Below are 23,275 nucleotides of genomic sequence, written 5' to 3' on the forward strand. Positions count from 1 at the left end.
TTAAATAGGTGTAAAATCTCATTTTTTGCAACTTTATCCTCTAACCGGCGTCAAAGAAGAGAGAATAAGAAGGGGGAGGCTATATGAAAAAGTTAAATCTACTAGCCCTTTTAGCAGTTATTTCAATAATCTTTGTTGGATGTGTCAATACAGGGGATAAAGATAAAGCGAATCAAACGCTAATCGATCTGAGTTCTGTGGACTCCATTACAATCCATGATGATAGCGGCGGATTAATAACCATAACGGACCAAAAGCTAATAGAACGTTTCAATAAAGCTATACATACTGCTGAGTATGACAACGCGAAGCTTGATATTGCAGCACCTGAATATGAGGCTACTGTTGAATTGAAGAATAAAGAAAACGAAAAGTTCTCATTCTGGATTATGGGCAAGAATAATGGTCTTTTCACCAAATCAGGACAAAATGGGCATTACAAGTTATCTGAAACGGATAAGGCTGCTTTGCTTAACTTATTTGAATCAAATGATCAGCATGTAGAATCCGATAATCTAAAGATCGATGAGACCATCAAGCGAATCACATTAGCAAACTCTCTAGCACATGGTTCAGTGAATGCTAACATAAAGGATGAATACACAGATCATGAAACCATAGATATTTTCGTCCGAGCCATCCGTACCGCTGTACAAATACCAGGGAATTTAAATACCGCAACGCCTAACTACGATATCGTTCTAATTTCAGATAATAATAAATATGCCTTTCATTTATGGATTACCGAGACAAGCGAGCAAGGCATGTTAATGAATGTGAACGAAACGGATACAGGCTACACACTTACTAAGGAATCAACTGCTGAGTTAAAAAAGATTCTGTTCTCGGAAGCAAAATTTAATGGTTTGGAGTTTAATACAGAACGGAACTCTATTGGAGATCTGGTGGCCAAACCGATGGGCCTATCCGAAAATAACTATCTATTAAATGGTGGAGCAGTAGTTGAACTGCAAGGGATCTCTTATCATACCATTCATCTTTTCTATGGCGACCACAATGCTGTCAACGCTTTGTTAGCCCATGATCCTGCTACGGATGAGGTGAAGGTGAAATGGAGCGACGAACTCAACGATTCCAATAATCGATGGAATAACGCTTTTATGAGCAACTATAATATGCTAATCCCGCTGGATGAGGATCATCTATTATTTCTGGAATCGGATGTGACGAAAAAAGCCGGGCAATATCATTTGTCCTCATATAATGTTGTTACAGGAAAGATTGAACGACTTCGGGAAAACTTCTGGCCTCTTTCTGATGATTATGATTACATTTATAAATTTCAATGGAAAGCTGATGAGCAAAAATTGTTTATGCAGAGTTATCTCGGCAATGTATGGATCTTTGATCTGAAAACAGGAAAGGACGATGTCCATCTTCTGAAATATCGCGTAATCCCACATTCGACGACCGGGGCGCCATCCCTGTTCCTCTCACCAACTTTTAAGAGATTTGTACATGATGATGAGAGCGGCGAATTAACCTTTTACGATAATAAAGGAGTTTCGCTACGTACTGTACCGTTACCACAAGAGCAATATGTACCTTCTGAGAAAATAAAGTGGAACCCGGCGGGCACGATTGCCTGGATGGATACAGCAGAAATCAACGAAAACCGAATTCTTGACATCGATATCGATTATCTGAAAATAGCTGTACAAAAAATTAATTTTTATAATCAGGATGGTCTTTCCATCGGATCCATTAAGACTGAAGGCAATCATGAAGATACGGCTATTGAAGTTGTGGGGTGGATGGACGCTAATGTAGCCGTGATAAAGTCATATACTGTAGAACTTATGCACAAGGATAATATAGGGCTTAATGTTAAGGATGTTTCTTATTATCTCTATGATGTAAAAAAGAAGCAGAAGGGGGCAAGCTTTTCGTCCATCCCTTCCCGTGCTACCGTTTCTACAGATCTTCGAATGGGCGATGCCGATAATACGGGGGAAATCACTGTGAGTTTTAAAGAAATTACTTATAAAAAAGAAAAATAAATAAGCCTCGGGAGTTCACCGCAACGATCACACAAGATCATTGGGGAAGCTTTCCGAGGCTTCTTTTTATATTTAAAAGACAAATATTTAAGAATTCTCGAATTCTATATTTGTCCCGCTGTAGAACGGACGGAGGACAGCAGGTCTAGCCGGAAGCCTTGTACTAGAGTGTCACCGTTCATAAGATCGGTCTCATACGCACGATTAAAGCCTAAGCGCTGGTACAGTTTGATGGCTGAAGACATCATTTCCGAGGTGTGCAGGTTCAAGGTGGTGGCACCCAACTGTAGTGATCTCCGTGCAGCATCGCGAATCAGAAGGGTTGCAACGCCAAGACCACGAGCGGATGGAGATACGGCTAGCAGACGTAGGATAGGGGAGTGAATCCCGAGCTCCGGTTTCCCGTAAGCCGTTTCCGAGGAACTGAACAAGAGTGCGCTACCAACGATTTTCTTGTCGATTTCAGCGATGATCCGAACGAGCGGGGTATCACCATGAACGGAATCAAGAAGCGATTTCCGATACTCCAGCCACAACGGCTCAGGCATGATCTCCGAATATTGGTGGTATGCATCTAACAGCAAATCGGCGATAGCATTTCGATCTTTATTCTCCGCTTCACGGATAATGATCTTTTGTGACATGTTTTCGCTATCCCCTTTCAGACAAATGTAATGTTCATTCGAATGAAATTATTATACATGATAATTCCCAGTGGAATAAGAGGAGTTTCATAATTCTGATATAGGAATAGAAAAGTTCTATATGAAATAAACATAACGTTTGATCCGAAATCCGATTGATTTACACGGAATTAATTGTTGACAAAAAATAGGGCGATGACTAAGATATAAACAAAATCTATAGGAAAGCATCGCTATAATTCATTGTTCTTTCATCGGAATAGTAAAATTAATAAAGCTTAGGGGGATTACGGATGAACATTGAAAATATTGAGGCCTTTGTCTACATCAATCATTATGGAAGCTTCAATAAAGCGGCCGAAGTCCTATATATCTCACAGCCGACAGTAACGGCCCGGATTCAATCGCTAGAAAGGGAACTGGATTGCAAAGTATTTGATCGGTTGGGGAAGCAGATTAACCTGACGGATAAAGGTAAACAGTTTCTTCCCTATGCCCAGCAGATTCTCCAGATCTATCAGAACGGTAAATATCAGGTTCAGGCTAAGGGACACATTCCAAATGAACTGAGAATCGGCAGTACGGTCTCGGTTTCCAATTATTTAATGCCCCATCTGATGCTCCATTTAAAGCGCAGATATCCTCATATCACAATCAAGCTGATGACAGCTTCTACGGAAGTATTGACTGAAAAGTTGAAATCGAAGGAGCTTGATTTGGCTTTTATCCGTAAGATCGTAAATCCGGCAATTCAAACCTTTCCTTTCTGCGAGGACCCCATCTCACTGTATGTACATGAGGGACATCGCTTTGCTAGAGCACAGCGGGCTTCACTGGAGGATATCCGCCAGGAGACGTTGGTTTTTTTTGAATGTGGCTCTTTAGATTGGATGCGGCTGCATCGTGTATTTGAGAGCATGGAACAGCCGCCGAAGATTGAATATCAGGTAGATAACCTGGAGACAGCCAAAAAGCTGGTATTGAAAAAAGCAGGCATCTGTTTCCTTCCCGCCCTCAGTGTGCAAGAGGAAGTGGCGACGGGGTCGCTGATCCGGGTGGATATTGCGGAGACGGAAGGCATCTCCTTGCGAACCAGCCTGATTTCGCTAAATGGAGAGAACGCAGAATTCATCGAAACCCTGCTTGAACTGGGGATTGGTAAAGTGGGAGATCGACTAATTGTATAGATGTATTAAAAAACTCTATTAGCGCATGGACACATGCAGTGATAAAGTTAATTGCATATAATCACGACTATTTCGATAGGGATTATAAAGTTAATTTTCGAAAGGCTGGAGGGCATGTGATGAGTGAGGTATACAGGCTGGCAGAACTGAAGGATGCGGAGCAATTGCTGGATGTTACATATCGTGCCTATCAGCTGATTCGTGAACTCGGGCTGCATTGGCCGGCGGCCACAGCCGACTTGGCGCTTATTGAAGACAATATAGCTACGAATGAGTGTTATGTGCTTGAAGTTGACGGAACGATAGTTGCGACCATAACCCTTTCAAAGGAAGAAGAGATTAAGAAGATTAGCCCACTGCCTTTTATTAAATGGTTTGCTGCTCATCCAGATTACAGTAACAGAGGTTATGGTGGAAAACTTTTGGAATGGGTGGAAGAGAACATTATTGCTGGACAGTTAGGTTCGGCTGCGGTCACGCTGGCAACGGCGAAGAAACATCCGTGGTTGGTTCAAATGTATGAACGCCGGGGGTACGAACGGTTTCTAGAACTGGATCAGCAGAATGGTGACGGCATTATGTATCTGCTGAAAAAAACACTTACAGACAAACCACAGTTCATTCAAAGGGGATAAAACAATGAAAAAGTCCATTTCACTAGTATTTGCATCGATATTGACACTGGCGATTGCCGGCTGCGGAAACAACAGTAACAGCGCTAGCAGCAATCAGAAGGGAAATACAGCAGAAGCTGCGGCACCGGCAAAGGATTCGGCTAAGGTAACTAAGATCATTGTGGGCACGGGTACTGCTTTTCCGAAAGTCTGCTTCATTGATGAGAACGGCAAACTCACCGGATTTGATGTGGAACTGCTCAAAGAAATCGATAAGCAGCTTCCAGAATATGAATTCGAATTTCAAACCATGGATTTCAGCAATCTGCTGCTGAGCCTGGAAACCAAAAAAATCGATTTGGTCGCCCATGTCATGGAGAAAAATCCGGAACGGGAGCTGAAATACTCTTTTAACAAAGAAGCCTATGCCCACTGGAGAAACCGCATTGTAGTGGCAAAGGATAATAATTCAATCCAATCGCTTGATGATCTCAAAGGGAAAAAGGTGCTTGTAGGTGCAACGAGTGCACAAGCACAAATACTCGAGAACTACAATAAAGAGAATGACAATGCGATTGATATCGTGTATCAGAATGGTGCAGCGAATGATACCGTCGCACAGATTAGTACTGGTCGTGTGGACGCAACGCTGGCTGCAGATTTTGTCCTGCCGATCATTGATCCGCAGAATCAGCTAAAAGCAACGGGCGACGAGCTGTCCTCCGCGGACATTCTCTATGTTTTCCGTAAGGATGATGCCGATTCACAAAAGCTGTCAGATGCGATTGACAGTGCGATTAAAGAGCTGAAGACAGACGGCACACTAGGCAAGCTTAGTACGGAATGGTTGGGTGCGGATGTTACAGCGGATTCGGTTAAATGATTGAGCCGGTGAGCACGGGAAGGGAGGGAATATATGGGCGCACAGTTTGATATCAGCTTTGTATTTTCGTTTTTGCCTAAGTTACTAGAGACTTTAAGCACCACGCTTCTGATTGTCGCCTGTTCTCTACTGACAGGAATTCTTGTCGGCTTTCTCGTAGCTCTGCCAAGACTTTATAAAGTGCCTGTGTTAAAAACCATCTCCGAAATCTATATTTCTTTTTTTCGGGGAACTCCGATTCTTATCCAGCTCTTCTTGTTTTATTATGGTCTGCCCGAAATTATGAAGCTGGTTCATGTCGATATGACCCGGACTCCCGTGCTTGTTTTTGTGATACTTACTTACGGGCTGCATACGGGGGCATACATGTCCGAAATGATCCGGGCTTCTGTAATGGCGGTGGATAAGGGGCAGGTAGAGGCTGCTTATGCTACAGGAATGACGGGGGTTCAAGCCTTTACGCGAATCGTGCTGCCGCAGGCGCTCGGAATCGCAGTTCCGGTATTCTCCAATCTGGTGATTGCTCTACTGAAAGATACGTCATTGGCCTTTACTCTTGGGGTGATGGAAATGTCAGGTAAAGCACAGACGCTAGGCAGCTTAACTCAGCATTTTATTGAAACGTATATCGCGCTTGCGCTAATCTATCTGGTCATCAGCTTTACAATCGAGAAACTGCTGCTTATAGCAGAACGCCGGCTGCTGCGGCATGAGAAACGGAATACACCGGAGAAAAAATCGTTCAAAATCAACAAAAGCTGGTCCTACCGCCGCATCATTGCTGAACTTGGACCGGGTAAAGGAGGTAGCGGATTATGAAGCTGGACCCATCTTTTATCTGGACTGCTCTGGTGCAAATTTTAAGTGCAATTCCTGTGACCTTATCTATTACTGTTGTCTCAGTACTCATTGGATTTGTGATTGGTGTGGCTGTAGCGTTGATCCGGATATACAGAATTCCGCTGCTGTATCCGCTGGCTGTCGGTTATGTTACGTTCATCCGCGGGACACCGATGCTGACGCATCTTTTGCTCATCTATTTTGGGCTTCCCGTATTAATCGATGGTCTGGCGGTACAGTTCGGCTGGAGCTTCAGGTCAGTATCGATTCCGATGATCGGTTTTGCCTATATTTCGTTCTCGATTACAGCGGGAGCCTATATGTCCGAAGTCGTCCGTTCCGGTCTGCTTGCGGTGGATCGCGGTCAGTTGGAAGCGGCACATTCTATCGGCATGACCACGCCCCAGGCACTGCGGCGGATTGTTTTTCCTCAGGCGCTGGCGGCGAGTCTGCCCAATCTCTCAAATTCGGTAATTGGTATGCTGCATGGATCTACCCTTGCTTTTACCGTTTCGGTGGTGGATATCAATGCTAAGGCGCAAATTGTTGCTTCAACGAACTGGAAGTTTTTTGAGGCTTATCTGGCGGCAGCACTGATTTTCTGGGGACTTACGTTCCTGATCGAACGCGTGACGTCGCTGATTGAAAAAAGAATTAATCTGTACAATCGAGGTGGAGTAGCATGATCAAGCTTGCGCAAATTTCGAAGTCATTCGGTCGGAATCAGGTGCTCAACAATATAGATTTAACGGTGACGAAAGGTGAAGTTGTCGTCATTCTCGGTCCCAGCGGCTCAGGCAAAACGACACTTTTACGCTGTGTGAATTATCTGGAGAAGCCAAGCAGCGGAGAGATCGCCATCGGCGATTTCAAAGTGAACTGCAAGCACGCCCGTAAAAAGGAGATTCATCTGCTCCGGCAAAAAACGGCAATGGTGTTCCAGCAGTACAATTTATTCCGCCATAAAACCGCGCTGGAGAACGTGATGGAGGGACTGCTGATTGTCAAAAAGCTTCCGAAGGAAGAAGCGAAAAAGCGGAGTATTGCTCTACTTGAAAAGGTTGGTCTTGGCAGCAAGCTGGACGCCTATCCAAGTCAGCTGTCCGGAGGCCAGCAGCAGCGGGTTGGCATTGCCCGTGCCTTGGCACTCGAGCCGGAGGTTATATTGTTCGACGAACCCACATCGGCGTTGGACCCAGAGTTAGTGGGTGAGGTGCTGGCCGTCATCCGTAAAATTGCTAAGGAAGGCATCACAATGATTGTGGTGACTCATGAAATGGGCTTTGCTCGTGATGTGGCGAATCATGTGGTTTTTATGGACGGAGGCGTCATTGTTGAAGAAGGGACCCCGGCAGAGCTGTTTAACCATCCGCGCGAAGAAAGAACGAAGCAGTTCCTGAAGCGGATCACACCTGAATTTAACTATTCCATATAGGAGGAAAAACAATGGCTATTACAATCAGCGTACTTGATCAAAGTCCGATCTATCCGGGAGAAACGCCGGAGGAAGCATTCCAGCATACGATCAAGCTGGCACAATTGTCCGAAGAGCTTGGATTCCACCGGTTCTGGGTTTCAGAGCATCATGACTCCGAGCAGGTAGCCGGCTCTTCCCCGGAAGTACTTATCTCACATCTTCTGGCTAAAACAGAGCGAATCCGCATTGGCTCCGGTGGAATCATGCTCCAGCATTACAGCCCGTATAAGGTAGCGGAGAACTTCAATGTGCTGTCTACACTGGCTCATGGACGAGTGGATCTCGGTGTGGGACGTGCTCCCGGTGGACTCCCGCGCAGCACACAGGCACTGCAGCAGGGAAAAGCTGAAACCCCAGACCTGACGGGCAAAATCATCGAGCTGGAAAAGTATGTACATAACCGCCTCGAAGAAAACCATCCGCTGGCAGGGTTGAAGGCAGGTCCCCTTCCTGGTATTCCTCCCGAGTTGTATGTCCTTGGTGCGAGTGTAAGTAGCGCGGAAATTGCCGCTGAACTGGGGTTACCGTACGTATTCTCCCTGTTTATTAACAGCGATAAGGCGGTAGCGCTGGATGCCATTCGTGCTTACCGCAGCGGTTTTGCTTCTTCACAGGGCAGACAACCGCAAGCGATTATCGCTTTATCGTTAGTGGTGGCTGAGACTGAGGAGGGAGCGAAAGAACTGGCAGGTGCGCATAAGCTGATCCGGATTCAACTGGCGAGCGGGAAGAAGCTGACAGTAGGGACCTTGGAACAGGCGGAAGAATTTGCCCGCCAGAGCAATGAAGCCTACACGATTGAAGAGCTGGAACCGGAGATTACCAAAGGAACTAAATCATCTGTCCGTGAACAGTTGTTGGAACTTTCAGAGGCATCCGGTGTCGAGGAGTTCATCATAACGACGAATGTACAGCCCTTTGACAAACGGCTCCGATCCTTTGAGCTATTGAGCGAAGCAATCGCTGAAGTGGCGGCAGAGGCATAAAGCGGGCGGGCTCGGTATCACACAGGAAATCGTGTAAAGGAGGGTGACTGTATATGACAAGTAAAGTTAAAGAGTTAAGTGCGGAAGCGCTTGAAGAAGAATTAATCGGGATACGCCGTCATCTGCACCGGCACCCGGAACTGTCCAATGAAGAATATGGCACAACAGAATATATCATTTCCCTGCTGGAGCGGGCAGGAGTCAGGATCGTAGAATACGGTCTGTCTACCGGCGTGATCGCAGAGATTGGCGGCAAAAAGCCTGGTTCGGTCATCGCACTGCGCGCAGATATTGATGCCTTGCCAATCCAGGAGGAAAGCGGAGTATCCTTTGCTTCATTATATCCCGGCAAAATGCATGCCTGCGGGCATGATTTCCATACGGCTGCCTTGATTGGTGCCGCCTTTCAATTGAAACAGCGAGAGCAGCAATTACAGGGAACGGTGCGCCTGTTATTCCAACCAGCGGAGGAGAAGGCGCAGGGTGCACAGCGAATCATTGCTAGCGGGGCACTAGAAGACGTCCGGGCAGTGATCGGGCTGCATAACAAGCCAGACTTGCCAGTCGGAACCATCGGTATTAAGGGTGGTCCTTTAATGGCAGCAGCTGACGGGTTTGTGATTGAAGTGCAGGGTGGCAGTTCTCATGCTGCCGTTCCGGAAGCTGGCATAGACCCGATTGTAGCGGCTTCGCATATTGTGACGGCATTCCAGTCCATTGTAAGTCGCAATGTCAGTCCATTGCAGAGTGCGGTGGTCAGTGTGACGCAGATTCACAGCGGCAATTCATGGAACATTATCCCCGAAAAAGCCGTGCTTGAAGGGACGATCCGCACCTTTGATGAAACGGTGCGCAGCAAAGTGCTGAACCGGTTTCAGGAAGTGGCGGTCGGTGTAGCAGCGGCTCTTGGAGCAGAAGCTACCGTTCGCTGGATAGAAGGGCCACCTCCGGTTATCAACGACCCCTCCCTAGCGGCGCTTGGAGTTGAATCGGTCGAAGCTCTTGGTTACCGAGAGATTCAGCCAGAGCTTTCTCTGGCTGGAGAGGATTTCGCCTTCTATCAGCGCGTGGTACCCGGACTGTTCGTTTTTGTAGGCACTGAAGGAAGCCAGGAATGGCATCATCCGGCCTTCAATCTGGATGAACGTGCACTCCCTGTGGCAGCACGTTTCCTTGCGGATGTAGCTGTTCGTTCCCTAGTGCAGTACAGTCCCGATGGAGGTGCAGAATTATAGCTGAACATAACAGTTACGATGTAATTATCGTCGGCGCAGGCTCGATGGGCATGAGCGCCGGTTACTATCTTGCGAGGCGCGGAGTGAAGACGCTGCTAATTGATGCCTTTGATCCTCCACATACACAGGGAAGCCATCACGGGGAAACCCGGCTGATCCGGCACGCTTACAGTGGTGATCCCGCTTACATTGATTTGGCTCTGCGGGCAGATCGTTTATGGAAAGAAGCCGAGCAGTTGAGCGGAATAGAACTGCTTGTCCGCTCGGGCGTATTGAATCTAGCAGATAGTGCAGTGTATTCCTTCAGCGGTCGTCTCGCGGAAGCGAAGAAACGGAAGGTGCAGGTTCAGCATCTGGATGCCGGAGAGGTCCGGCGGCGCTGGCCGGGATTGAACATTCCAGAAACATTCGCAGCAATATATGAACCAGATGCCGGGTATTTGTACAGCGAGCGCTGTATCTCCGCCTACCGCCAGCTTGCCCTTGGACAGGGTGCGGAGCTGTTGACGAACACTTCGGTAGTAAACATCACCGCCCGCGAAGGCAGTGTGACAGTTCATACAACAAACGGCGATTATCACGGAGCGTCAGCTATCCTTAGTGCCGGAGCCTGGTTTGGTGCGTTGGCGCCTTTTGTGCATTTGCCAATCAAGGCGATCCGCAAAGTTGTGGGCTGGTTTGAGAGCTCACCTGCTTTTGCAGCCGGTAACTTCCCTGGCTTCACGCTAGGGGCTGAGGAAGGTGGCTATTATGGCTTTCCCAGCATTGATGGAACCGGTCTGAAGATCGGCCGGCACGATACGGGGCTGGAATGGAAACCAGGCACACTACTTGCTCCCTTTGGCAGTGAAGCCAGCGATGAGCAAGACCTTCGTAGAGTACTGGAGTCTTATATGCCGGGTGCAGCTGGCCGATTACTTAAAGGTTCTGTATGCAAATATGAGCATACGCCTGATGAAGATTTCATTATTGACCGCCATCCGCTCCACTCCAATGTGCTGGTAGCCGGAGGGTTCTCAGGGCATGGTTTTAAATTTTCTAGTGTTGTAGGTGAAATACTTGCTGATATGGCGACAAGTGGAGCTACCAACCACAACATCCAACCTTTTTCGTTATCACGTTTTGCACCTGATCATTCGCAAGCAGGCCTTATATTGGAGGGGATTTAATGAGCAAAGTTCAAATCAGTAATTTTTTAAGTACTTACAACCAGCTGGTGCATGCAACTGCAGGGTTAACAGAGGAACAGCTGAAATGGAAGGCGGAACCAACAAGTTGGAGTGTCACTGAGGTGCTGGCTCATCTAGCTGATCACAGCATTGTGGTTTCGTTCCGCATCCGTGATATTCTCGCTGCTACAACTGCGCAGCTGCCAGTCTTCAATCAGGACGCTTGGGTCAGCGGCCAGTACGCCAACAGTGGTTATGCTTCCGATAGCCTGGAGTTGTTCCGCAGCTTGCTTTATTATAACAGTCTATTGTTTGAACGGCTCAGCGCAGAGGATTGGGAGAAAAGCGGGATTAACTTCAAGGGGGAGATCGTGAAAATTTCCGATATCGTCCATAGCTTCCCCGCACATGTGGAAAGGCATCTTGGCCAGATCGAGCGAATCAAGCAGGGCGCTGCCAATGCATCGTTCGTGCAATAAATGCTTATAAAGTGAGTTTTGCACGAAGTAAAACCTGGGAATCGTATGCTCACAAAACTTTTAGGAGGAATGAACATGACCAAACCAAAACAACTGAAGCTAGGCGCACTGCTGCATGGAGTAGGAGGCAGCACGTCGATGTGGCGCCATCCTGATGCTAAGCCGGATGCAAGTGTAAACTTTGAATTATACAAAGCGTGGGTACAGAAGGCAGAAGAAGGCAAGCTGGATCTGATCTTCATCGCAGACGGTTTGTACATTAATGAAAAGTCCATTCCGCATTTCCTTAACCGGTTTGAGCCGCTGACCATCCTTAGCGCACTCGCCGCCGTGAGCACCAACATTGGTCTGGTTGGTACCCTGTCCACCTCCTACAGTGAACCGTTTACTGTCGCGCGTCAATTCGGCTCACTGGATGTAATCAGCGGAGGCCGGGCCGGCTGGAATGTGGTGACTTCACCGCTGGAAGGCTCTGCCTCTAATTACAGCAAAACAGAGCATCCTGACCATGGCAAGCGCTACCGCATTGCTACCGAATATTTGCAGGTGACGCGCGGATTATGGGATTCCTGGGAAGATGATGCGTTTGTCCGAGACAAGGAATCAGGTGTATTCTTTGATCCGCAAAAAATGCATACCCTGGACCATCAAGGCGAGTTCTTCTCCGTGAAGGGACCGCTCAATATTGCTCGTTCGAAGCAGGGGCAGCCAGTCGTGTTTCAGGCAGGTTCCTCAGAAGTTGGTAAAAATTACGCCTCAAAGGAAGCGGATGCTATCTTCACTGGCCACGAAACGCTAGAAGATGCCCAGGCATTCTATAGCGATGTTAAGACACGGGTAGCTTCATTTGACCGGGATCCGAATGAGGTGCTGATCTTTCCTGGCATTGCACCAATCATTGGCGACACACCAGAGGAAGCAGAGCGCAAATATCAGGAGGTTGCTGGTCTCGTGACGATTGAGAATGCACTGAACTATTTGGGCAGATTCTTCGAACATCATGATTTCTCGCAATATCCGCTGGATGCACCGTTCCCTGAGCTTGGCGAGTTGGGGCGCAATAGTTTTCAGAGCGGCACGGATAAAATCAAAAAGGACGCGAAGGAGAGAGGCTTAACACTAAGACAGGTCGCCTTACAATCCGCTACCCCGCGCAGCAGCTTTATTGGCACACCTGAGCAAGTGGCGGATCAGATTCAAACCTGGTTTGAGGGTGGAGGAGCAGACGGATTTATGATCGCAGCTGCTGTTCCTAACGGACTGGAGGAATTCGTCGATCGGGTAGTGCCGATTCTGCAAGAGCGGGGTCTGTTCCGCACTGAATACGAAAGTAGCACCCTGCGTGGAAATCTCGGTATTCCATTGCCTGAGAACCGCTATTCCAAGGCATCTCAACCGGCAGGGCATAAAGCCATACATTAACAATAATATTAATTTGAATTTCAATATTTAGCTTTCGTCATAAAAAATGTAACGCAGCCGTTTAAGGCTGCGTTTATTTGCGTGCGCGCGGAGCTTGTCTATCAACGTAAGCGCTTTAAATATCCAATCAGAGCAATAGATAACCAATCACTGTTATATAGGCAGGGTTCCCGCTGCACCTTATGATAGAAATATCAAGGAGGGATGTAAATTGTACGCTAAGTTCTACAAGTACCGATGGCAATATTTAATGATTCTTCCGGGAGTTCTGTTGCTATTTCTGTTCAGCTATATTCCGATGGCAGGGATTCAGGTCGCCTTCCGCGACTTTCAGATTGGCACCTCGATCTGGAACAGCGCATGGGTGGGATTAGACAACTTTTCTTTCCTGCAAGATCCCCAGTTTTTAACTGTTGTCAAAAACACGTTATATATATCCGTGCTTAAGTTCATCTTCGGATTCCCGGCACCGATTCTGCTGGCGCTGGTGATTAACGAGGTAACCCGGCCTGTATTTAAACGATTCGTGCAATCGGTCAGCTATTTGCCACATTTTTTCTCATGGATTGTAGTCGCTTACATCCTGCAGTCTTTTCTGACTTTGGATGGTGGGCTGGTCAATCAGTTCATCGAGAAAGCAGGTGGTGATCCCGTATTTTTTCTAGGTTCCACGGAGTGGTTCCGGCCCATGGTTATATTAAGCGGCTTGTGGAAAGAGACCGGCTGGAACACGATTCTCTATCTGGCTGCGATCACAACGATTGATCCGCAATTGTATGAGTCCGCCAAAGTAGAGGGTGCAGGAAAGCTAGCCCAGATTCGGCATATCACCTTCCCGGGTATTCTACCGACAATATCGATTGTGCTAATTCTGAGTATCCCTAGCCTGATTTCAGTAGGGATGGATCAGATTTATCCGCTGATGAATTCTGCTAATCAAGGGGTCGCGGATGTACTGGATACGTATATCATCCGCAACGGATTGCAGCAGGGATATTTTGGGATGGCGACCGCAGTGGGATTGTTATCCTCAGTGATCAGTTTGATATTGGTTGTTTCGACTAATCAGTTATCCAGAAAAATAAATGGTGAAGGATTATGGTGATGGCATATGAAGCTCAGCAGAGGTGAAAAAATAGCTCAATACGTCATCGTCATAGTACTGGCCGGTCTGTGCTTGTCTGTACTATATCCATTCCTGTACATGCTGGCAATCTCACTGAATGACGGTGCAAGTGCGGCCAAAGGTGGCGTGTATCTATGGCCCAAGAATTTCACATTAATTAATTATGAGATTGTATTAGGAAATGAGATTATCCGCCAGTCTTATCTAATTACAATCGCTAGGACAGTCATTGGCACATTCGCAGGACTTATCGTCACACTTCTGGTGGCATTTGGCTTGTCCTACCGCGGTCTTCCATTAAGAAGCACGATACTAGGCTATATTCTTTTAACCATGTTATTCAGTGGAGGACTGGTTCCTTTCTATATTCAGCTTAATAATCTCGGGCTTATCAACACGTTCTGGGTGTATATTTTCCCCGGGCTGTTCTCGGTCTGGAACATGTTTGTCATGCTGAAGTTTATACAGGGAATCCCTGAAGCTCTGGTAGAATCCGCTGAACTAGATGGAGCCGGTCCTGTTCGTACTCTGATTCAGATTATTATTCCACTCTCTCAACCTATGCTTGCAGCGCTGGGACTGTTTACCGCAGTGGGACACTGGAATGATTGGTTCGCCGGTGCTTTCTTCGTCACGAAGCAGAATCTGATTCCGGTGCAGACCTTCCTGCAGCAATTGCTCGCTGCTCAGGATTTATCCGCTGTCCTTGGCTCAAATACCAACCAGGAAGCTTTGGCGAGAAGCTCACAAATGCAGAATATTACGCTGATGTCGATTAAGATGGCAGTCGTTATGGTGAGTGCAATCCCCATCCTGTGCGTGTATCCGTTCCTGCAGAAATATTTTGTGAAAGGAGTTCTTGTAGGGTCAGTAAAAGGTTGATCTACAATAATAGAACAGGGGGAATTAAACAATGATGATCAAAAAAACGGGTCTAGTCGCCTTGGCTGCAGCAACCTTACTGATGTCTATTGCCGGATGCTCCGGATCAGGTGGGAATACTGCGAACAAGCCTGGAAGTGACAATGAAACGTCAAATAACCAGCCCGCCAGTGGCTCGACTTCCTTTAATCTCTGGCTCGGATGGACGGCAACCATCAATAATGATAGTTTGGTCCAGAAATATTGGCGTGAACAGGAGCCTGGAGTAAATGTGAAGCTGGAAACCACTCAAGGCGACGCGATGACTGCACTTAATTTGAAGATAAACACTGGCGGCTTTGAGGATGCAGCTATCTTCAGCCGAAACGAAACGGTCAAAAGCGCGATGAACCGGTCGAAGCAGCTTATGCCGCTAGAGCAGTATTTCGACATGCCTGACAAATATCCAGGACTTGCGTCTATTCCAAAGCAGTATCTGGAACTTATGAAGGATAATGAGGGCCATATCTGGTCCATCCCTACCTGGTTTGACCAAAACCCGGAAGATCCGTGGCCAGGTTGGGCATCTCAAGCCTGGATTGTCAGAAGTGATGTGCTGGAGAAAACAGGTATGACCAAAGAGGACTTAGCAACGTTAGAAGGAGTTGAGACCTTCCTTCGGAAAGCTGCAGAAGAGAAGGATGCTTCCGGCAAATCGCTGATTCCTCTATCATTCCTGATGGACACTAGTGATAATCTGGGCTGGAGCGATGAAAACGCAATTTTGACAGCATTTGGGGTGACTACAGCAGGTAATGGCGTTGACAAACGCGGCGATGATTTTGTATTCGCTTACGACGATCCCAATTATAAAGCAGCTTATCAATGGATGAACAAGATGTACCAGGAGAAGTTGATCGATCCAGAGGTCGTTACCAGCAAAAAAGAACAGTATACAGAAAAGAACAAATCAGGTCGTATTGCCTTCAATGTCGGCAGCTTCTGGAACATTCCTGCCTCTGCCTGGGAGACATTGGACGGCCCAACAGAGCCGGGGTGGTTTTACGAAGCGATCCCTTTTCCTAAAGTGGATGGTGTAGAGAAAGTCGGGATTAATCAGGTTACCAATCCGAATCCAGGCTATGATGTCTATGTTAGTGAAAAAACTAAAAATCTGGAAGCTATTCTGAAATTCTTCGATTATACCTTGCAGCCGAAACCTGAACAGCAGCAGGTCATTAATGAAGGACCGGCGGGATTATACTGGGATTGGATTGATCAACCGTTGGGCAAATGGAAATTCACAGACGAAACCTACAAGACGAGCCGCAATTCCGGAGACACCGCACAAAAAGCTAAAGTCACCCCGGAGCTTTACATGACTGCCTCTTACAGCAATGAATGGTACCCATGGTGGAACACAGAGGATGCAGGAAAAGCCGGAGCTGCTAAGACAATTAAGTTCACAGAAGCTATCGGCAAAATGGGAACGATCCGCGTGGCAGAGTCTTATGATCTATTCCAGATGAAACAGGGCGGCGCATGGGAGAAATATTCACCGGAGATCGAAAATATCCGCAAGGAATATCGAGCCAAGCTTTTAATGGCCAAAGACGAGGGGCAATTCGAGAAGAATTGGAGCGATTTCCAAGCAGCACTAGAGAAGCGTGGGCACTGGAGTGAAGTCAAGCAGGAGTGGCTGGATACGTACAAGGAGGAAGTAACCGCCTTGCAATAGACAACCGTGATGCTCTTTCAGTCGCGGATCTTAAACGATAAAAAATTAATGGAGCACCTCTCACTTGGAGGGGGCTCCCTTTGCACTTCATGGGGGAAATCTATGATTAAACAACAAATAGAGAAATGGATCATCCGTATGACCCGTTCTATGAACCTGAGGAGTAAGATTGTATTATTCTACGGACTAATTGTATTTCTCCCCACCGTACTGCTGGCTGCAGGTGCAGGGTACATGATGCTTCATACGGTGCGGGCCAATTATATGCTTACGATCAGGGAAGCCGTTCGGCAAAGTGCGCAGAGTATTGAATTCAGGAAGCAAAGCTATGATCTGCTGGCTACCCGGACGGCTACGGATGGTGAGCTGATCTCTAGATTAGCCAGGGACTATGCGGATATCGATGAACAATTGGGTACGGTCAATTATGTGGACCGTTCCTTTCTGCTCACCAGTAAATACTTGCCAGGTATTGAGAATTTCCGGATCTATCATACCAACGATACACTAGTGCAAGATGGAGGGCTTCTGTGGAAGCCGGAAGAACGGAGCCTTTCGGGAATTCGAGAGCGGGAATGGTATACGAAAATGCTTCGCACAACAGACAATCTGGTATGGACTAATGCAGCTGACGACAGGACTAAGCTAGTGGTATCCCATAAAATTCTGAACGCATATGGAGATGTTTACGGGATTGTGTACCTGTTACTGAACTATAACGGTGTCTTCATGGAATCGTTCGAGCATCCTTTTGAAGGGGCCGGAGAATTGTATATTGTTGACGACAACGAACGCATTATTGCATCCTCGGAGCCCTCTGAAATTGGCAGCCGGTTATCCTCATCCTCCTTAGGTCAGTACTGGAATAACTCGTTGGAAACATCGGCGACAAAAAGCGGGATGATGCTGATCACTCAGGAGATTAAGTCTGGCTGGACGGTTGCCGCGCTTGTGCATCTTGACCGACTGGAGGAGCAGTCTACGCGGATTATGTACTATATCGGAGCAGGTATTGCATTTTTCCTGCTGTTGTCCATCTTTCTAATCATGATTGTACTTAAAAATGTGATTTGGCGGATCCGCAAGCTGGGCATCCGAATGACAGATATCTCACAGGGCTATTTCGAAGTTACAGTGAGAAACCGTGACAACGATGAGCTGGGTGAACTTGAGATATTGTTCAATTCCATGTCTGGCCGTTTGAGAAAACTGGTCGCAGAACATACAGAGGCCATGCTCAAAGAGCGGGAGCAATCATTTAGGGCGTTGCAGGCACAGATTAACCCTCATTTCATCTATAATTCGCTAAGTCTGATCCGTTGGCGGGCATTAGATCAGCAGGACGAATTGCAAATCCGAACCATAGATGCGCTGACGACATTCTATCGGCTGGCACTCAATAACCGGGTTAATGTGACGCTGATCCGTGACGAAATTGAGCATCTTAAGGCGTATATCGAAATTCAGCAGCTGCGTTATCCCGGTCAGGTATCCGTAGAGTGGCTGGTAGAGCCTGACGTTCTTGACCTGTACAGCATTAAGCTGATTCTACAGCCAACGGTCGAGAACTGTTATCTGCACGGGGGCATCACAACTAGAACTCATGCTTTTATACAAATTACGATCAAACGAGTGGAGAATACGGTGCAGTTTCAGATTTTTGATAATGGAAAAGGGATTGGCAGTGAGAAGCTGGAACAGATCCGTACCGGCAGCCACACGGGGACGCAAAACGGATTCGGGATGAACAATATCCGTGAACGTCTTGCATTGTATTTTGGCACAGAGGGCGGCTTTGAGATTGACAGTGTAGAAGACGAATGGACTTGTGTAACCATTGATATCCCTGTTTGCAAGGAAAGTCCTGAGATAAAAAAGGGGGATGGAGCTTAATGCGGGCATTAATTGTCGACGACGAGCCTATGCAGATTCAAGGGCTTCTTCGTCATATTGGCTGGAAAGCTCTGGGGTATGAGGAACCGTTAACTGCATTATCTGGTGAAGAAGCACTAACAATCCTAGGAGAAACTCCTGTGGATGTGCTGATCGCTGACGTCTCGATGCCCGGTATGACAGGGATCGAACTGCTCGCCAGATGCAGAGCGGATTATCCGTTACTCCAGTCTTTACAGACTGTGATGATCAGTGGATATGACGAGTTTGAATTTGTGCAGGAGGCTATACATCTGGGAGCTAAAGCTTACGTTCTGAAGCCCATCAAGACGGAAGAACTCGAAATGAAACTGGCTGCGTTCAGAGAAGTAGTTGAGAAGAAAAAACAGATTGAACAGGAAACCACTGTACTTAGGGAGAAAGTTACAGAGAGCTATGAGGTGCTGCAGGAACGTTTCGTCAAAGATATGGTCGAAGGCTGGATCCACAGTGATGAGCTGCTCGAATCCTGGCGGCGTCTGCTGGATCTGCCTAATGGGGAATGGCAGGCAACTTTATTCCTGTTCGGATATGACCGCAGGTTCCTAGATAATCCGCATGATGCCAAGGATCGGATCCTGCTTAGCGAAGGGCTATTGAACTGCGTTAAGACTGGTCTATCTGGCTTCTCCGGTACCTATATAGGGAAGACAGGAGCGGATGAACTGGCCGTCATTGTGCTGAACGCAACGCCATTGGTGCGGGCAAGACTTGAGAAGCAGCTTGCGTTTATCCAAGATATCCTAAGAGAGCAGTATAAAGCCTCCGTCTCGGTCGGAATTAGCAGAGAGTGCTTGTTCTGGACGGAAATACCGTTGCTGTATAAGGAAGTAAGGCATATGATGACCGGTGCCAGGCTGGCCGGCTACGGACAAATCCTCTATTTCGACCGGAACTTGATGAATGAATATCATGATTTCCGGTTGCGTGAAGAATACATTCCGGAAATCGTTAAGCTACTGGACAGAGGAGAGAGCGATAAAGCTTCCGCTTATTTCAATCATGCTTTCGAAGTGTTACTTGCGCGAGAGCCTGTATCCTTTTCCTATGTGCAGGCTTTCGGAATGGGTTTGCTTAGCGAACTAGCCAGAAAACTGAAGCGTATACATGAGAAGGATACAGAGTTGAACATCCTCATGTGGCAGCGGTTGATCGACTGTACAGGCGTAGATGAAGTCAGGAAGGTCGTACTGGAATATTTGGCGCAATATGCTAAGCTTAATCAAAGAGAGCAGGTCGCTCAGCAGCATAACCTTATCCAGCGGGTCGCCTGCCAATTGGAGGAGCATCTGCATGAGAACATGACTGTAAAGCAGCTTGCTGAGCAGTTTCACTTGAATCACAGCTATTTAAGTGTTCTCTTCAAGAAAGAAATGGGCCGGACGATTTCCGATTTCGTGCAGGAAGCGCGTATGAACAAAGCCAAGGAACTACTTCGTGACCCCAATATTAAGGTTTACGAGGTTGCCGAGCAGGTGGGCTTTCAAACCGCGGCTTATTTTGCCTTCCTTTTTAAGAAAACAACCGGCACCACACCTCAGGAGTTCAGAGATTATCATTATTAGGAGTGATATTTTGCAGACAAAGATCAGCCTGGAAGGCGAATGGAAGTTGCAATTGGATGAGGGAAATCAAGGACTGGCATTGCCTTTTACAGATGTTATCACACTGCCGGGAACAACGTCCTACGCACGCAAAGGTTCGAAGAACGAGGATGTTTTAGTAAGCGCATTAACGGATGAGTATTTGTTTGAAGGGCAAGTCTGGTATTCAAAAGAGGTCGTCATTCCGGAAGAACTAGCCGGCAAAGTCTGCTTCCTATATTTGGAACGCACGAGGCTGACGACTCTATGGCTGGACAATCAGGAAATAGGCAGCCGTAACAGTCTGAACACCCCACATATATACGAGTTGCCGCAGCTTCAACCTGGGAATCATACGCTCACCATCCGTGTGGACAATACGGGTTACCCAACCAAAGGTGGACATTTAACGTCGCAGGATACCCAGACTAACTGGAATGGGATTACCGGACGTATGGAGCTTCAGTTCTACGGTGAGTCACGGCTCAGCGGCATCCGGCTCGATCCGGATCTCTCAGCCCGCTCAGTCCGAATCACGGCAACCTTGGACAGCAGGAACGAATCTATACTTACAGTGTCTGCGCAGAGCTTCAACAGCGACAATGCACATGCTGTGGACCAGCGGGAGTACCCAGTCTCACCGGGTAGTTTTTCCGTCAACTATGAGCTTTGTCAAGACGCGCTGCTCTGGAGTGAAGGCGCTCCCAATCTTTATAACATAAACCTTGTTTTGAAAGACAGTGATGGATATATAATGGACCAACAGGAGCTCGTTTTTGGATTGAAGGAATTCCGGGCAGAGGGCGATAAGTTTACAATTAACGGAGAAAAAACCTTCCTCCGCGGCAAACATGACGGCCTGATCTTCCCGCTTACCGGTTATGCCCCGACTGACGTCGAGGAATGGGTAAGAATCCTTGGCATCTCCAAGTCTTACGGCATCAATCATTATCGCTTTCATACCTGCTGTCCGCCGGAAGCTGCTTTCACCGCAGCGGATATGCTAGGTATCTACATGCAACCAGAGCTTCCATTCTGGGGAACAATCACAGAAGAAACCGACGAGGGACATAATCAAGCGGAGCAGAACTATCTGATCAGCGAAGGCTATGCCATACTTCAGGCTTTTGGCAATCACCCCTCCTTCGTGATGATGTCGCTTGGCAACGAGCTATGGGGCAGCAAAGCCAAGATTGATTCCTTCCTAAAGGACTATAAAGCATTTGATAACCGGATTCTCTATACACAGGGGTCCAATAACCACCAATGGGTGCCAGAAATTCTGGAACATGACGATTTCTTCAGCGGCGTGCGCTTCTCCAGAGATCGGCTGTTCAGAGGTTCCTATGCGATGTGTGATGCTCCATTAGGTCATGTCCAGATCGATCTGCCAGGCACGATGAAAGACTATGACGATCAGATCGTCCCTCAGGATTTCTTCAACGGAGAGGGGATGGAAGCTGCCGCTGGCGGAGAGATTCAGATCCAGTATGGTACGGAAGCCAAGACGGTGAAGGCTGGAGACGCTTCCGCAGAATGGATACCGCACATTCCGGTAATCTCGCATGAGATCGGACAGTATGCTACCTATCCTAATTATGAGGAAATCGATAAATACAACGGTCCGCTCAAAGCTGAGAATTTCAAAATTTTCCGTGAACGACTGGAAAGTAAAGGGTTGGGTCATTTGGCCGCCAAATATTTTGAATCCTCGGGGCAACTGGCAGTAGCTTGCTACAAAGAGGAACTTGAGGCGGCATTCCGCTCCCGGCGGCTTGCGGGCTTCCAACTGCTTGATTTGCAGGATTTCAGTGGCCAGGGAACGGCGCTGGTGGGTGTCCTCGACGCCTTTATGGATCCAAAGGAATGATAAGTCCGGAGGACTGGCGAACTTTTTGTAATGATGCCGTTCTGTTGGCAAGATTCCCTAAGTATAACTATGTCTCTGGTGAATCGTTCGATGCCCATGTTGAACTGAGCTGTTTCCGCAGTGGTATGCCGAGTGCATTTGAACTGCATTGGGAGCTTACCGCGGATAATGGTATACTCGCCGCAGGTTCAACCGAGGTGGACGTACCTGCAGGAACGAATTATATCGATATCTGCGATCTGGCAATAAAACTACCTGAAGTTGACCGTATGAGTACTATCGTATTGTCCCTCTCCATACAGGGAACAGATATCCGTAAGAGTTACGACCTGTGGATTTATCCAGTGAAGAGTGGCAACATGCTGGAAGGTGTCCATGTCTTCGACAAGCTGTCTGATGATGCGCTTGCATTGCTGGAGCAAGGTGAGAATGTGCTGCTTATGCCGAAACCGGAATCTCTCCAAAATGCCGTTGAAGGTTATTACTGCACAGATTTCTGGTGTTATCCAATGTTCCGCTCGATCTCAGAGAGCATGAACCGGCCAGTACCCATTGGTACTATGGGGCTGTTGATTGATAACAAGCACCCGGTGCTTCGTGAGTTCCCGAGCGAGGAATATTCTACCTATCCCTGGTGGAGTATTGTTGAGAATTCGAAATCGCTCATCATGGATGCAGCTGACCGCGATTGGAATCCCGTTGTGCAGACTATCGATAATTTTGAACGCAATCATAAGCTGAGTTTCCTAGTGGAATGCAGTGTAGGAGCAGGCAACCTGCTGATATGCGCATTGGATGCTGATAAGGTTAGCGATACGCCGGAAGGCAGACAGTTCTTATTCAGTCTTGCGGGTTATATGAAATCAGATGATTTCAAGCCACAGTACAAGGCGAATGTTGCAGAACTTCTTGAGCTGATCCAATAGGCAGAGGCAGGCGAATGCTAAGGTTACCTGTCAAATTTCATGTGGATGAACAGTCCAATGGGGCTACAGTGAAAACTACGTTCTCCACTTGAGTAAAACAGACTGTCTCATCGTGAAAAACTCTAGAGCAGCGATTCTCATAATGAAGAGAGATTCGCTGCTCTTAGTTTTTTGCTGCTTTTAGTTTATTGGTAGCCGCCAGCTTCAACAGTGTCATCGTTATCTGAGCCTCTAAGGGTTTCGGACTCAGATGACACTATTTGCTAATTTCCAGCCTTTTGA

At 47.3% G+C, this 23,275-nt stretch carries 20 protein-coding genes; 19 read left to right on the forward strand and 1 reads right to left on the reverse strand.

Annotation, left to right across the window (positions count from 1 at the left end):
• Window positions 1–83: 83 nt before the first annotated feature.
• Window positions 84–2,021, forward strand: a complete 1,938-nt coding sequence (locus tag NSS82_RS16830) for a hypothetical protein (RefSeq protein ID WP_076272570.1) — start codon at window positions 84–86, stop codon at window positions 2,019–2,021.
• A 104-nt stretch (window positions 2,022–2,125) separates the two neighbouring features.
• On the opposite strand, the gene NSS82_RS16835 is transcribed toward NSS82_RS16830, so the two are convergent.
• Window positions 2,126–2,665: a GNAT family N-acetyltransferase gene (locus NSS82_RS16835; RefSeq protein WP_036677290.1), complete on the reverse strand. Its 540-nt coding sequence runs from the start codon at window positions 2,663–2,665 to the stop codon at window positions 2,126–2,128.
• A 293-nt stretch (window positions 2,666–2,958) separates the two neighbouring features.
• Between NSS82_RS16835 and NSS82_RS16840 the strand changes: the two genes are divergently transcribed.
• The 18 genes from NSS82_RS16840 to NSS82_RS16925 all read left to right on the forward strand — a co-directional run bounded on the left by NSS82_RS16840 (window position 2,959) and on the right by NSS82_RS16925 (window position 22,993).
• Window positions 2,959–3,852: a LysR family transcriptional regulator gene (locus NSS82_RS16840; RefSeq protein ID WP_038571124.1), complete on the forward strand. Its 894-nt coding sequence runs from the start codon at window positions 2,959–2,961 to the stop codon at window positions 3,850–3,852.
• A 119-nt stretch (window positions 3,853–3,971) separates the two neighbouring features.
• A complete protein-coding gene (locus NSS82_RS16845) occupies window positions 3,972–4,487 on the forward strand; it encodes a GNAT family N-acetyltransferase (RefSeq protein WP_076099212.1) in 516 nt (171 codons plus the stop codon).
• A 4-nt stretch (window positions 4,488–4,491) separates the two neighbouring features.
• A complete protein-coding gene (locus NSS82_RS16850; RefSeq protein ID WP_076099211.1) occupies window positions 4,492–5,349 on the forward strand; it encodes a transporter substrate-binding domain-containing protein in 858 nt (285 codons plus the stop codon).
• A gap of 33 nt (window positions 5,350–5,382) precedes the next feature.
• Window positions 5,383–6,168 carry an amino acid ABC transporter permease gene (locus tag NSS82_RS16855; RefSeq protein ID WP_038571132.1) on the forward strand — a complete coding sequence of 262 codons (786 nt, stop codon included), beginning with the start codon at window positions 5,383–5,385 and terminating at the stop codon, window positions 6,166–6,168.
• Complete coding sequence (locus NSS82_RS16860; RefSeq protein ID WP_036677282.1) at window positions 6,165–6,875, forward strand: amino acid ABC transporter permease; 711 nt, start codon at window positions 6,165–6,167, stop codon at window positions 6,873–6,875. The genes NSS82_RS16855 and NSS82_RS16860 overlap by 4 nt, the downstream gene beginning before the upstream one ends.
• Window positions 6,872–7,624: an amino acid ABC transporter ATP-binding protein gene (locus NSS82_RS16865; RefSeq protein ID WP_076099209.1), complete on the forward strand. Its 753-nt coding sequence runs from the start codon at window positions 6,872–6,874 to the stop codon at window positions 7,622–7,624. The genes NSS82_RS16860 and NSS82_RS16865 overlap by 4 nt, the downstream gene beginning before the upstream one ends.
• Window positions 7,625–7,635: 11 nt before the next feature.
• The gene (locus NSS82_RS16870) at window positions 7,636–8,652 is read left to right on the forward strand and encodes an LLM class flavin-dependent oxidoreductase (RefSeq protein WP_076105727.1); all 1,017 of its coding nucleotides are present in this window, start codon (window positions 7,636–7,638) and stop codon (window positions 8,650–8,652) included.
• A 53-nt stretch (window positions 8,653–8,705) separates the two neighbouring features.
• Window positions 8,706–9,887 carry an amidohydrolase gene (locus tag NSS82_RS16875; RefSeq protein WP_076272571.1) on the forward strand — a complete coding sequence of 394 codons (1,182 nt, stop codon included), beginning with the start codon at window positions 8,706–8,708 and terminating at the stop codon, window positions 9,885–9,887.
• Window positions 9,884–11,056: an N-methyl-L-tryptophan oxidase gene (gene solA / locus NSS82_RS16880; protein ID WP_076272572.1), complete on the forward strand. Its 1,173-nt coding sequence runs from the start codon at window positions 9,884–9,886 to the stop codon at window positions 11,054–11,056. Before NSS82_RS16875 ends, solA begins: the two co-directional genes overlap by 4 nt.
• Complete coding sequence (locus tag NSS82_RS16885; RefSeq protein WP_076105730.1) at window positions 11,056–11,535, forward strand: DinB family protein; 480 nt, start codon at window positions 11,056–11,058, stop codon at window positions 11,533–11,535. Before solA ends, NSS82_RS16885 begins: the two co-directional genes overlap by 1 nt.
• Window positions 11,536–11,610: 75 nt before the next feature.
• On the forward strand, window positions 11,611–12,957 hold the full coding sequence (locus tag NSS82_RS16890; RefSeq protein ID WP_076272573.1) for an LLM class flavin-dependent oxidoreductase: 1,347 nt from the start codon (window positions 11,611–11,613) through the stop codon (window positions 12,955–12,957).
• A 211-nt stretch (window positions 12,958–13,168) separates the two neighbouring features.
• Window positions 13,169–14,062, forward strand: a complete 894-nt coding sequence (locus NSS82_RS16895; RefSeq protein WP_081386593.1) for an ABC transporter permease — start codon at window positions 13,169–13,171, stop codon at window positions 14,060–14,062.
• 6 nt (window positions 14,063–14,068) lie between these two features.
• Complete coding sequence (locus tag NSS82_RS16900; protein ID WP_036677267.1) at window positions 14,069–14,965, forward strand: carbohydrate ABC transporter permease; 897 nt, start codon at window positions 14,069–14,071, stop codon at window positions 14,963–14,965.
• A gap of 31 nt (window positions 14,966–14,996) precedes the next feature.
• A complete protein-coding gene (locus NSS82_RS16905; protein WP_076144084.1) occupies window positions 14,997–16,682 on the forward strand; it encodes a hypothetical protein in 1,686 nt (561 codons plus the stop codon).
• 102 nt (window positions 16,683–16,784) lie between these two features.
• On the forward strand, window positions 16,785–18,575 hold the full coding sequence (locus NSS82_RS16910; RefSeq protein ID WP_076272574.1) for a cache domain-containing sensor histidine kinase: 1,791 nt from the start codon (window positions 16,785–16,787) through the stop codon (window positions 18,573–18,575).
• Window positions 18,575–20,179: a response regulator gene (locus tag NSS82_RS16915; RefSeq protein ID WP_076272575.1), complete on the forward strand. Its 1,605-nt coding sequence runs from the start codon at window positions 18,575–18,577 to the stop codon at window positions 20,177–20,179. Before NSS82_RS16910 ends, NSS82_RS16915 begins: the two co-directional genes overlap by 1 nt.
• Window positions 20,180–20,189: 10 nt before the next feature.
• Complete coding sequence (locus tag NSS82_RS16920; RefSeq protein WP_341109834.1) at window positions 20,190–22,067, forward strand: glycoside hydrolase family 2 TIM barrel-domain containing protein; 1,878 nt, start codon at window positions 20,190–20,192, stop codon at window positions 22,065–22,067.
• A complete protein-coding gene (locus tag NSS82_RS16925) occupies window positions 22,064–22,993 on the forward strand; it encodes a hypothetical protein (RefSeq protein WP_341109835.1) in 930 nt (309 codons plus the stop codon). Before NSS82_RS16920 ends, NSS82_RS16925 begins: the two co-directional genes overlap by 4 nt.
• Window positions 22,994–23,275: the final 282 nt, after the last annotated feature.

Source organism: Paenibacillus sp. FSL H7-0735 (assembly GCF_038008505.1).
Lineage (GTDB): Bacteria > Bacillota > Bacilli > Paenibacillales > Paenibacillaceae > Paenibacillus_AQ > Paenibacillus_AQ odorifer.

Coding starts and splice junctions, on each gene's coding strand:
- NSS82_RS16860 (WP_036677282.1), top strand. CDS start 6,165: ATGAAGCTGGACCCATCTTTTATCTGGACTGCTCTGGTGCAAATTTTA.
- NSS82_RS16890 (WP_076272573.1), top strand. CDS start 11,611: ATGACCAAACCAAAACAACTGAAGCTAGGCGCACTGCTGCATGGAGTA.
- NSS82_RS16830 (WP_076272570.1), top strand. CDS start 84: ATGAAAAAGTTAAATCTACTAGCCCTTTTAGCAGTTATTTCAATAATC.
- NSS82_RS16910 (WP_076272574.1), top strand. CDS start 16,785: ATGATTAAACAACAAATAGAGAAATGGATCATCCGTATGACCCGTTCT.
- NSS82_RS16850 (WP_076099211.1), top strand. CDS start 4,492: ATGAAAAAGTCCATTTCACTAGTATTTGCATCGATATTGACACTGGCG.
- NSS82_RS16845 (WP_076099212.1), top strand. CDS start 3,972: ATGAGTGAGGTATACAGGCTGGCAGAACTGAAGGATGCGGAGCAATTG.
- NSS82_RS16885 (WP_076105730.1), top strand. CDS start 11,056: ATGAGCAAAGTTCAAATCAGTAATTTTTTAAGTACTTACAACCAGCTG.
- NSS82_RS16925 (WP_341109835.1), top strand. CDS start 22,064: ATGATAAGTCCGGAGGACTGGCGAACTTTTTGTAATGATGCCGTTCTG.
- NSS82_RS16900 (WP_036677267.1), top strand. CDS start 14,069: ATGAAGCTCAGCAGAGGTGAAAAAATAGCTCAATACGTCATCGTCATA.
- NSS82_RS16840 (WP_038571124.1), top strand. CDS start 2,959: ATGAACATTGAAAATATTGAGGCCTTTGTCTACATCAATCATTATGGA.
- NSS82_RS16835 (WP_036677290.1), bottom strand. CDS start 2,665: ATGTCACAAAAGATCATTATCCGTGAAGCGGAGAATAAAGATCGAAAT.
- NSS82_RS16875 (WP_076272571.1), top strand. CDS start 8,706: ATGACAAGTAAAGTTAAAGAGTTAAGTGCGGAAGCGCTTGAAGAAGAA.
- NSS82_RS16915 (WP_076272575.1), top strand. CDS start 18,575: ATGCGGGCATTAATTGTCGACGACGAGCCTATGCAGATTCAAGGGCTT.
- NSS82_RS16905 (WP_076144084.1), top strand. CDS start 14,997: ATGATGATCAAAAAAACGGGTCTAGTCGCCTTGGCTGCAGCAACCTTA.
- NSS82_RS16855 (WP_038571132.1), top strand. CDS start 5,383: ATGGGCGCACAGTTTGATATCAGCTTTGTATTTTCGTTTTTGCCTAAG.
- NSS82_RS16865 (WP_076099209.1), top strand. CDS start 6,872: ATGATCAAGCTTGCGCAAATTTCGAAGTCATTCGGTCGGAATCAGGTG.
- NSS82_RS16870 (WP_076105727.1), top strand. CDS start 7,636: ATGGCTATTACAATCAGCGTACTTGATCAAAGTCCGATCTATCCGGGA.